The 9271-nt window shown below is 59.4% G+C and carries 21 protein-coding genes; all 21 read right to left on the bottom strand.

Annotated features, from left to right (window positions below):
- Positions 1 to 123: 123 nt before the first annotated feature.
- Positions 124 to 1260, bottom strand: a complete 1137-nt coding sequence (locus tag AC5ZGW_RS36245) for a tyrosine-type recombinase/integrase (protein WP_130229322.1) — start codon at positions 1258 to 1260, stop codon at positions 124 to 126.
- A gap of 195 nt (positions 1261 to 1455) precedes the next feature.
- Positions 1456 to 1680, bottom strand: coding sequence for a hypothetical protein (locus AC5ZGW_RS36240; protein WP_130229321.1), 225 nt, complete (start codon positions 1678 to 1680; stop codon positions 1456 to 1458).
- Positions 1677 to 2015 carry a hypothetical protein gene (locus tag AC5ZGW_RS36235; protein ID WP_130229320.1) on the bottom strand — a complete coding sequence of 113 codons (339 nt, stop codon included), beginning with the start codon at positions 2013 to 2015 and terminating at the stop codon, positions 1677 to 1679. Before AC5ZGW_RS36235 ends, AC5ZGW_RS36240 begins: the two co-directional genes overlap by 4 nt.
- Positions 2008 to 3480: a hypothetical protein gene (locus AC5ZGW_RS36230; protein WP_130229319.1), complete on the bottom strand. Its 1473-nt coding sequence runs from the start codon at positions 3478 to 3480 to the stop codon at positions 2008 to 2010. Before AC5ZGW_RS36230 ends, AC5ZGW_RS36235 begins: the two co-directional genes overlap by 8 nt.
- Positions 3477 to 3722 (bottom strand): hypothetical protein, encoded by a 246-nt coding sequence (locus tag AC5ZGW_RS36225; RefSeq protein ID WP_130229318.1) that lies wholly within the window; start codon positions 3720 to 3722, stop codon positions 3477 to 3479. Before AC5ZGW_RS36225 ends, AC5ZGW_RS36230 begins: the two co-directional genes overlap by 4 nt.
- A 320-nt stretch (positions 3723 to 4042) precedes the next feature.
- Positions 4043 to 4189 carry a hypothetical protein gene (locus AC5ZGW_RS36220; protein WP_165435522.1) on the bottom strand — a complete coding sequence of 49 codons (147 nt, stop codon included), beginning with the start codon at positions 4187 to 4189 and terminating at the stop codon, positions 4043 to 4045.
- Entirely contained in the window at positions 4186 to 4374 is a 189-nt protein-coding gene (locus tag AC5ZGW_RS36215) for a hypothetical protein (protein ID WP_130229317.1), read from the bottom strand. The genes AC5ZGW_RS36220 and AC5ZGW_RS36215 overlap by 4 nt, the downstream gene beginning before the upstream one ends.
- Positions 4371 to 4565 carry an HNH endonuclease signature motif containing protein gene (locus AC5ZGW_RS36210; RefSeq protein WP_130229316.1) on the bottom strand — a complete coding sequence of 65 codons (195 nt, stop codon included), beginning with the start codon at positions 4563 to 4565 and terminating at the stop codon, positions 4371 to 4373. The genes AC5ZGW_RS36215 and AC5ZGW_RS36210 overlap by 4 nt, the downstream gene beginning before the upstream one ends.
- Positions 4566 to 4930: 365 nt before the next feature.
- Positions 4931 to 5176, bottom strand: a complete 246-nt coding sequence (locus AC5ZGW_RS36205) for a hypothetical protein (RefSeq protein WP_130229315.1) — start codon at positions 5174 to 5176, stop codon at positions 4931 to 4933.
- Positions 5173 to 5364, bottom strand: a complete 192-nt coding sequence (locus AC5ZGW_RS36200) for a hypothetical protein (RefSeq protein ID WP_130229314.1) — start codon at positions 5362 to 5364, stop codon at positions 5173 to 5175. The genes AC5ZGW_RS36205 and AC5ZGW_RS36200 overlap by 4 nt, the downstream gene beginning before the upstream one ends.
- On the bottom strand, positions 5354 to 5533 hold the full coding sequence (locus tag AC5ZGW_RS36195) for a hypothetical protein (RefSeq protein ID WP_130229313.1): 180 nt from the start codon (positions 5531 to 5533) through the stop codon (positions 5354 to 5356). The genes AC5ZGW_RS36200 and AC5ZGW_RS36195 overlap by 11 nt, the downstream gene beginning before the upstream one ends.
- Positions 5534 to 5823: 290 nt before the next feature.
- Positions 5824 to 5979 carry a hypothetical protein gene (locus AC5ZGW_RS36190; RefSeq protein WP_165435521.1) on the bottom strand — a complete coding sequence of 52 codons (156 nt, stop codon included), beginning with the start codon at positions 5977 to 5979 and terminating at the stop codon, positions 5824 to 5826.
- Positions 5976 to 6470 carry a hypothetical protein gene (locus AC5ZGW_RS36185; RefSeq protein ID WP_130229312.1) on the bottom strand — a complete coding sequence of 165 codons (495 nt, stop codon included), beginning with the start codon at positions 6468 to 6470 and terminating at the stop codon, positions 5976 to 5978. Before AC5ZGW_RS36185 ends, AC5ZGW_RS36190 begins: the two co-directional genes overlap by 4 nt.
- A 43-nt stretch (positions 6471 to 6513) precedes the next feature.
- Entirely contained in the window at positions 6514 to 6657 is a 144-nt protein-coding gene (locus tag AC5ZGW_RS36180) for a hypothetical protein (protein ID WP_165435520.1), read from the bottom strand.
- Positions 6654 to 6854, bottom strand: coding sequence for a hypothetical protein (locus tag AC5ZGW_RS36175; RefSeq protein ID WP_130229311.1), 201 nt, complete (start codon positions 6852 to 6854; stop codon positions 6654 to 6656). The genes AC5ZGW_RS36180 and AC5ZGW_RS36175 overlap by 4 nt, the downstream gene beginning before the upstream one ends.
- Complete coding sequence (locus AC5ZGW_RS36170; protein ID WP_130229310.1) at positions 6851 to 7174, bottom strand: hypothetical protein; 324 nt, start codon at positions 7172 to 7174, stop codon at positions 6851 to 6853. The genes AC5ZGW_RS36175 and AC5ZGW_RS36170 overlap by 4 nt, the downstream gene beginning before the upstream one ends.
- Before the next feature lie 8 nt (positions 7175 to 7182).
- Positions 7183 to 7419, bottom strand: coding sequence for a hypothetical protein (locus AC5ZGW_RS36165; RefSeq protein ID WP_130229309.1), 237 nt, complete (start codon positions 7417 to 7419; stop codon positions 7183 to 7185).
- Entirely contained in the window at positions 7419 to 8159 is a 741-nt protein-coding gene (locus AC5ZGW_RS36160; protein WP_130229308.1) for a Rad52/Rad22 family DNA repair protein, read from the bottom strand. The genes AC5ZGW_RS36165 and AC5ZGW_RS36160 overlap by 1 nt, the downstream gene beginning before the upstream one ends.
- Positions 8156 to 8923, bottom strand: a complete 768-nt coding sequence (locus AC5ZGW_RS36155) for a hypothetical protein (RefSeq protein ID WP_130229307.1) — start codon at positions 8921 to 8923, stop codon at positions 8156 to 8158. The genes AC5ZGW_RS36160 and AC5ZGW_RS36155 overlap by 4 nt, the downstream gene beginning before the upstream one ends.
- Positions 8916 to 9119, bottom strand: coding sequence for a hypothetical protein (locus AC5ZGW_RS36150; protein ID WP_130229306.1), 204 nt, complete (start codon positions 9117 to 9119; stop codon positions 8916 to 8918). The genes AC5ZGW_RS36155 and AC5ZGW_RS36150 overlap by 8 nt, the downstream gene beginning before the upstream one ends.
- Entirely contained in the window at positions 9112 to 9270 is a 159-nt protein-coding gene (locus AC5ZGW_RS36145; RefSeq protein WP_165435519.1) for a hypothetical protein, read from the bottom strand. Before AC5ZGW_RS36145 ends, AC5ZGW_RS36150 begins: the two co-directional genes overlap by 8 nt.
- Between the last annotated feature and the right edge of the window lies 1 nt (position 9271).

Raw genomic sequence — 9271 nt, 5'->3', positions numbered from 1 at the left:
AGGGATTTTAAGTCCCTTGCGTCTACCAATTCCGCCACGTCCGCGCCGTTGATTTTCATAGTGTTTTTGCCTTTCCGCTGCAAATGTTTTGCAACAAATCCCTCGTGTTTTGCAAATCGATGTTCACGGCTTGTCCTTGAGCCGGCCGAATGCGCGGACGATTGAAACCTCGTCCTCGACATGGCGCGTGTAGTGCGTGCCCATCCGGGGTGACTTATCGCCAATAAGGCGCGCGACCTCATCGTCGCTGGCGCCCATGCGCTTCCACCAGGCGGCGTAGGAAACGCGCAGGCCATGAAGGGTAGTCCCGGCGCCGATCAGACCGTCCCGCTCGCGGTCGCGCAGCCAATGGCTCACGCGGGTCTGCATGTCCTTCTCGGATTCCCACGGCGAGCCATCGTCGCGGATAGCTATCAGCCCGTCCGCTCGGCGGATGTCTCGCGCTGCGAGGAAGGCTTGCAGCTCCGGCAGCACCGGCAGGAAGGTGGTTTTGCCGTTCTTGCGCCGCGTGTATTGGACAGCCTTCCCGGTCAGTGGGTGATCAAGGAACTGCTTGTCGGTGATCCCCACGATAGTCTGGCCAGCCAGCCCCGCATAACGGGCGACCATGCAGGGTATCAGCACCTCCATCGGGGCGTTATCGCGCACGAACTGCCATTCCGGCGCGAACCATTCTCGATTGGAATTAGGGTCGGCAGCGTGCGCCTTATCCATACCCAGGCACGGATTAAAAGGCATCTTGCCGCGCTTCACGGCCTGCCGGAACATCGATGATAGTGCGGCGATCATCTGATCGGCGAACCGCGGCCACTTCTTGTTGGCGCACTTGTCGCGGACGTCATAGAGCTCGGGCTGGGTTATATCCTTCAGAATGGCGTCAAACTCGGGGCGCAGATACTCGAACGCCTCCAAGTAATCCTGCCGCGTGGCCGCCGACAGCTTCGGCCATTTCGGATAACCAGCGGCGATCTTGCCCGGGGCCGGCAGGCATTCTTTGAGGGGCCTGTCAATGTCGCTGTTCGTATACCAGTTAACGAAGCCGCCGAGCGTCTCAATCGGGAACTCGGAGGCCAGCCGCTTGAGCAGTCGCGGCCGGTTGTATGTCTGCAATAGCTCGGGCTCGGCGAGCTTTTTTAGAAGGTCCTTGCGGGAGCCTTCAAAGCCCTTCACGAGCGGTTCGCCGCCGCCTCGCGGATAGACGTACCAGCGTCCCCGCGCCTTGACGATGTTAAGCCCGTCCAGAGGCACTTTTACCACCATCAATCTTCTCCCCAAACCGCCGCACTGGCGCCGGGGATGGTTCCTCAATAACCGGGACAAGGGAAGTGGGATCGACTGGCTTATCTGCAACAATCAGGGTGCCGTCCGGCCGCACCCCGACCACGAAACGACCGGCGAGCTCGACGCCCCTGATGGCGCGGGCCAGGGAGGCGACGGTAAACGGCAATGGCTTCGTCACTCCCGCGCCTCCGTCTCGGTGGGGTGAACGGCCTTGCCACATCCGCAATATCCAGCCTTGACGCAGGCTTTGGCCGAATTGTTTCCGATCACAACCGGATAGGGGCAATACCAGCGATGCCAGATGAGCGGCCAAATATCGCCGATCCAGTCGCCGCGCCAGCACAGCCTATATCCGAAGTCTTCCCAGCAGTCCTTGATCCGCCACAGAACGCCGCTCACTTCTCACCTCCCGCGTTTGCCGGGGAGAGGGGCGGTTCGTCTGCTTTGACGAATTCCATGGCGTCGAGGGCGACCATGTAGACCCTGACGCGGTAATCCTGGTGGGTCACATCAAGGCGTTCATATCCGTCGATGACGAATTGAAGCGCGTCCTTTGCCCTCTCCAACTTCGTCCCCGTATCACCCAGCAGCTTGGCCATGGCGCGGTGGTTGTCGTTCATGGTGGCGAGGTCGGCGCGGAGGCGAGTGATCTCGACGGCGGCTTCTTCGCGCAAGGCGTAAATGTCTTCGTTGATGGTTGAGCTGCGGCGCAACCGCTCCACAATGTCAGCCATGATCCGCCTCCGTCGAAGAGGTGAGGGCGCGAACCTTCTCAGCGAGGTTTCGGATCGTGTTGCGAGCCTGCTCAACATGCGCCCGGCCGGGACGCCATTCCGGCTTGTCGAGCTGTGCGCTCAATCCATCGGCGTGACGAAGTGCGGCGGCGATGTAAGGCTCTAAAGCCACCGCCGCCTTCCCCTCCTCCTGGTGGGGCAGAGCGTGAGAGAGGGCTGTGCGGGCTTTCTTCAGTGCGCGGAGAACGGTTACATGGCAGGGGCCGGCTACGAACTCGCCGCCAACCGGGTCGCCGTCTTCTCCAAGCCGTGCGCGCCATGAGGCTGACGCCGAAGTCATCAACGCGCCGTAGCCAATGCGGTCGCCCAGAGCCGCTACTTCGTCGCCGTGGTCGGGATCAACGCGCGCCGGTCGCTCAACCATCGCCAAGACCGACACGCACTCCTCCAGCGCCCCCCGCAACGCGGCCGTGTCGGGTGCGGGGGAAGTGGGGGCGGATCGCGTGGCTGACTTCTCGACAATTTCCAACCCCTCCGCATCAAGAGCGTCATAGATTGACTGCGGAGATGCGTCGGTGAGCCGCCATATGACGTTGTTGGCCTTCGCCTGAGCCATGCTGTAAGGCCACCCCCTCGGACCCGCCCGCTTCGTCGGTTCTTGGGCAGGATCGCACGCCTCCGGCCCCTCCCCATCCGCTACGGACAGGGAGGCCGGGGCGGGATGGGCGGCAGGCGCTCCGCATCGCACGGAGGTCTCTGGTGCACCAGCGCCTGACTGCTCGGCCACACCTGCCAATTCCTCGATTGCCCTATCAACAAGATCACGCGTGTACCGAGGCATATCAAGAAATGCATCCTGATTGCCGACGCTCACTAAGGCATCCATGACGATGGAGCTTGGCGCATCTTGGGCACGATCGAGCGCCACCGCCCCGCCATCCGTGTGGCCGAGGGTAGCCTCTTCGGACAGCACAAAGCGGGCCATATCGGCGTAATCCGTTGTGTCCCAAATCGCCCCGATGCCGCCGCACTCGCGGCATCCAGCGCCAAGCTTGCAGCCGAACACCTCGCTATGTGGGTAATGGCCGCTGCTGTAGCCGTCTTCGCCTTCATGGCAGCCGGAGCATGTCACCCACATGCCATCGCCTTCGGCCAGCTGCTCCTTGATGCTCGACGATACCAGGCCCCAGATATCCTCTCTCCCGACTAGCGGCGAGCGTGAGGAGAGGCGAGCCCAATTGACGACGATGAAATCATCAAGCGCCTGCTGGTCGGTAGCATTCGCATATTCAGGCCGGCGCTTTTGCGCTGCGATTATATCGCGGGACGACATGCGGCAATGAACTGGTTCAGGGCCTTCACCGAACGGCTCAACCCACTCGTACTCCAACTCCCTGGACTCCGCGCCTACCTCTATAGGGGAAGATTGTTTCACCGCGCCAGTGTGCTCAGTAGCGTCTTTCATCGGTCACCGCCCTCTGCCGATGACGCGGCTGCGCGCTTCTTGATGCCCGGCTCATGGCGCGCAACGATCATATCGACCTTCACGCATCCCTCGTTCCATTCGAGGCCGCCAACAAGCACATTCGTCTTAACCCCCATTTCCTTGCCAACGGCAGCTAACAGCTTCTCCATGTTCGTGATAGAATCGCCAACGGTCCTTGCCGACAGCAACTCGCCGGGGTTCGGATGAATGGTGAAGGACATGCGCGATTGGCTCATAAGCTGTGTCGTCATTTCGACGCCAAGCCGTTCGCCGCAATGCGGGCAGTTCAGGTTATCCGGTATCGTCGTCATGCCGAAGCATCCTCTAATGTCTGATGACCGATGATTGTTGCTGCGCATTCACTGGCGCGGTGATCCACGTTCATTCTCTGGCTGCTCAAAACACCCGCACCGATCCAGGATGTGCATCAGGATGCGGAGCGGCAGCCAAAGCAGAATGACAATCGCGCCGTGATACCAGCGTATGTTTCCGCTTGCGCTGACCGGAAGGCCGATGCGCGTGCCTGTGGGCCAAAGATTGCTCATGACCGCACCATCCATGGCCACGCCACCAGCACCCCGAGCGCCAGCAACCACCCCGGAGAGCCCATGAATCCTCCACGAAGGACGTAGAGAGCCGGGAGAACGCCGGGCAGGAGATAGAGGGCGAGGGCGGCTAGCCAGATCATGGTTTCACCTGCTGGACTCGAATGGACTTCTTCAGGCGCTTGGCGAACATGTGGACTTCCTTGCGGTCGCCATACTTCGCCGTGATCAGCCCCTCTCTGTTGTCCGAGTAGAACAGTTCGCGCGCTGCATGAACGGCGTCCTCGAAATAGTCGGGATCGCACTCGATGATGAATCGTCCGATCATGTCCGGCTCCTGGCTGATGCGAGAGCGGCGAGCGACCGCCTATAACCACGGCGTATGCAGTTCTCTCTATGGGAGACCGCCTCTAAATGATCCGGGTTCACGCAAATGCGATTGTTGCAGAGGTGGTCTACATCCATGTCCCCGGCAATCGGTCCCTTGAAGACGATATAAGACGCCCGATGGCCGCTCATCCGCGGTGCCGTCCTCAGGCGGATCGCGGGATATCCAGCATTCGCTAGTGACCCGGTCCACAACCAGCAGCCACTATTGGGCTCCGGAATGCACCGATCGAGGATATAGTCCGCATTTAATGTTAGTGCAGGATTGGCGATCTGGCGCGCCTTAGTTGTCCGTAGAAGTGCTTTGATGCGCAAACATCCGCAAGAGCGAGTATTTCCGCGCCGAAGCGCATTTGCCGACACCGTGATCGAGCCACCACAATCACAATCGGCGATCCACCTTGACCTGCCGAGCGCGTTATTTGTTGCTCGACCCCTAACAGTCAAATAACCGAATCTCTCTCCGATAAGATCGGGAACATTGTGTGAGACGCGGCTCATTGTCCGCTCTCCAGTTCGCAAACCCTGGCTTTCAGTTGCTCGATATCGAACCATGCGTTGCATGCTCGGACTATGAGTTCTGCGTTGGCTTCTGACTGCGGTCCCGTAGACATGAAGCACACGCGCATGTCCGGATTCTCTTCCAGCACGATGTGGATGTTCCACTCCATGCCTGGACGATGGTCAGGCTCCAGAGCCCACGGCCCCGGCGAGCTCTCTGGCTTCCGCTCGGTGGTGGTCATGCGGACCTCCGCTGCTCGTGCCGCAATCTTCGCCTGATCTCTTCATGCTCGTTCTCCGCCTCGAAGCGCAGCACCTGCTTGAGGTCAGAAATTTCGATGCCTTCGAGGAGGTATCGATCGATCAGAACGGCAAGCTCGTCCTCGAATTGATGGTGAATAGGCTTTTCTTTGCGCCAATTAGCGGTCATAAAGCTGCTCCTCGTCCATGTTCGCGGCATCGCCGTCGAGATATGCTTCGATGTCTTCGTCAGTCTTGCCGATGTCCTTCATCTGGGCGCGGAACTGCGCCAAGCTGATTTCCTTGTTGTGAAGCCAGAACAGAAGATCGAAAACCTCAGGCTGCTTGCGCTTCGTCATCTCTTCCTCTCTCCGATCGTGTGCGAGACGCATTAGCGAGCTCTAACGGACGGGCTCTTTTGATGGACTCTTGTCGCGCGCTTCCTGATAGGTGCCAGCGAGGTCCCACCGCTGACTGCGATTAAGTCGAATTGGGCCCTTGAAGCTGTAGTCCAGAGTTCCATCGGACAGAATCACTGTGCCCCACGGCGTTCTCTGATCAGTCATCGTCGCTCTCATCGTCGTATTCCTTGTTTCAATATTTCGGCGCATAACAATTCACCCCAACCCCGACACGCCACAGGCGAGCGCTAGAGACGTCCCTTAATTATTAGCGGCGCGATCTCCGCAATGACGCGGTTGTTGATGTCGCTTACGTAGCGAGATTTGCGGCTCGCATGCCATGGCAGCGGGGTATGCCCCGGCGCCGCTTCGATCTCCCGGGCGGGATCTGCGCTGGTGGTCATATGAACAACTCCGTTTCGCCAGCCTCAATGCGAGCGATTGTTTCGCGAAGCTGTTCAGACTTCCATGCGGCGGTGCGCTCAGCAGAAAGACTCTGATCTAATCGATACCGAGCCACTTCAAGCATCTTCGCCTTACTGCGGACGGCGCCTTTGCGTAGATAGAAATTTCCGCGCGTCGAATTGGAATGATTAAGGTCTACGATGTCGGCGTCATCGAAATAGTCGGCCATATGCTCGTTGGCCGGCTTCAGGTCGGCGAAATTGCCAACGAACTCGAGATCGAGCGCTCTGATGGCGTCGCCGCTAAACCAGCGGCCGTCTATGCAACCAAGCCCCCAATAGGTATCGCGCAGCAATCCATTGGTGAAAACGGCGATCCGTGAGCAGCAGTGATAGCCGCTGTACACGCCATGGGACGCATTCGGATTGCGATAGCTCCAGCGGAAAATATCGCCTTCGCGCATGGCATCGATCTTCAAATCTGCATCCATTGTCTGTCCTCTCTCCGATCGTGTGCGAGACGCATTAGCGGTGCTAGACGCGCCACCATCTGCTGAATATCGCGCCGGGAATGACGCAAAGCCCCAGCCAACGAACGTCTCCACTCACCAGTGCGCCGCCCAATCCGAAGCTGAAGGCAGCCAACAGCAGGAGGAGGTAGAAGGTGCGAGCGTTCATGTGCGCTCCCTCGGTGCGTGCACGATGTCGCCATTGCAGAGCGCTAGGATGTGCTCAAGGTCCCAATCATCGGCCGCCGTGATCTTGCGACCAGAGAGGTAGCAAACGCCGTTGTGCCGGTTGAAGACGCGAAGCCGGACATAATCCGGCACCTTCGCATCATCGGTCTTGCCAATCCATTCTTGCGTTGATCTCACAGCCGCATCTCCGCGCGCTTCGTCGCGTTGTAGCTAGACCATTCCTGGAACTTCATTCGGATGTATTCGCAGCGGACCTTTGCGAGGTTCGCGGCCTCACGAGCGCGAACCATCTTCTTGACGAAATCCAACCACTCCTCAGACGATTTGACCGAGCGCTCAGCATGGGAAACGGGAACATCGCCGAGCCTGGTCATCATCTGGGACAAAACGGCCGACTTGGTTTCCTCGAGAAGGTTCGCGGCGGAATCCTTCTCAACCCAATCCTTCGCAGCGAGGCGAAATTGTTCTGAGATCGGCTGGTTGGTGTGTGCGTTCATGTCAGTTCCTAGAACGGGATCGAGTCGTCCATCGTCTCAGCGCTGCTGGCGTCAGCCTGCTTTCCTTCCTTCGGCTTGGCAGGGAAGAGCGTCAGCCATGCCTGACCCTCGCTATTGCCGATCGGCAAAGCATCGAGGACAACGCTAATGCGATCATCCTTGACAAAGGCGGCGCCGATCTTGGTGGATCGGAATTTGCCGTCCTTGTCCTTGCGGCTCGAAACTACGTCGTAACGGTTCGTCATCAGGCTGCCTTTCGGTTGGTTAGCTCTACGCGCTTGTTCATGACGGCCTGCTTCAGGGCGTCCACTTGGTGTTGTTCAAGCTGGTGCTTGCGACGCAATTCCTTCTGCTGATCAGACCCCCACCAGGCGAGGAGGCTTTCGGCATCGTCGAACTGAGCGATTGCTTCGCGGCAATCGACCATGTAGTTCACGCGCGCCATGAAATCCTCGGGCATAACTGATTGCTTCTGAGGCTCGGCGGGTGCCTTGGGCGCGGGTTTGACCGGCGGCGCGGCGAGTGCCTTCAGGCCGGCAAGCACCTTTTCAAGCCGGGGATATTCGCTATCCACGATCTTGAATGATCGGCCCATTGGTTCGATCGCAACCCATGTAGCCGGGACATCGTACAGGTAACGACCAATGCCGAACCGCACAGCGCAACGCTTAAAGGCGTCACTTAGCGCACCTTTCTCGGCTTCCACGTCGCTATCGCCAGCGCCATCAGCCTTCCAGATCCACTCAAAGCCTTCGCCTTCTCGGCACACACGAATGCCGATCGCGCAAACCGTCTTGCCATTGGCGTGAGGGTAGGAGCACTGCCAGTTTTCCGGCCCGCACACTTCGTCCAGACGGTCCATGACATCGCGGGCGTCAATGTAGCCGAACGCAAGGCCCTTCTTTTTATCCGCAGTCGTGCTGCCGACGCGCCATGAAATCTTGTTCGGCGGGAATGGTGCTTTCAGCTTGTCGAAAATGCTCATAGCTTCCTCTCGTAGGTCGCACTCACGCCGGGCGGCAGATCGCCATGGAGCTTGCGGTAATCGCGGGCAGCGCTCAGAATGGCATCGCGGATCTTGTCGTTGGGGCCGATCGCCTTGAGCGCGAGGTTGTAACTATCGAGATGAAGCGTCTCGACATCGCGGAGACCGGCAGCCTTGGCGAACCCGCCGCCAATCTTGACGCGTGTGTCGCGCTCAGCACGGGCGGCGAAGCGGGACTGGCGCTCGAACTCCTCAAAGGCAGCGTCCGCCTGTTGAGTGACTTCGGCAACGTCCACCACTTCACCAGCCTTGGCGTTGGCTAGCGCTTCCTGCTCCCGGGCCTCGGCCTCTCGGGCAATCCGCTCTGCCTCTTCTTGAGCGCGGCGGGCCTCTTCAGCCTCACGCTGCCTCCGTTGTTCCTCGCGAAGCATGAAGGCGGCGACGCGGGACTTGAGTTCGAGAACAATCTTGTCGAACCGGCCGGGCTTCTTGGAGTCCGTGTTGTGAACCGCCTTGTATTCGGCATTGATCGCCGAAACCTGTTCGTTGAGCGGGCGAACCTTGCTGTCGCGCTCCTTCTCCACGTCCTCAAGAGCGAACTTGGCGCGGTCGAGGAACGGCTTTGCGGCGCGGGCATCTTCCTCGGTCTCGATCGTCGGATGATCCGAAAGCCAGCCGTTGATCTCGTCAATGACGCTCTGGGCGTACTCGATGGGACCGGGCGGGTTGTTGGAGCCTATGACCTGCAGGGCGACGTTAGCCATGCTTACCTCCCACTTCGTCGATGATGCGGGAAAGGACATCCCGGACGAGCTCGATCTCCTCCAGGCACTTAGGGCGCCCGATCACGGTGCGGCCCTCCGTGTCTCGGCTCAGATCGCGAAGCGTCTTGGTTGCCGAGTAGAGGCCGACAAGTCGCTGCTCTACAGCGACTTCAACGGTGTTCATTGGGTCAGACATCACAATCCTCCCGTGCCATCTCGAAATCGACTTTGTTCATCATCAGTTGAAAGCGAGCGTCTTCGATCCGCTCCATGCGCTCTGCGGGCGGAAGCGCCCAGAGCGCTTGCCAAGCCTGCAGAAGCTCGTCGGCAAGCTCCTGGGAGGACATC

It is taken from the genome of Bradyrhizobium sp. Crot121 (assembly GCF_059512385.1).
The sequence above is the reverse complement of the archived record's forward strand: the minus strand, read 5'-3'. Positions and strand labels throughout refer to the sequence as shown.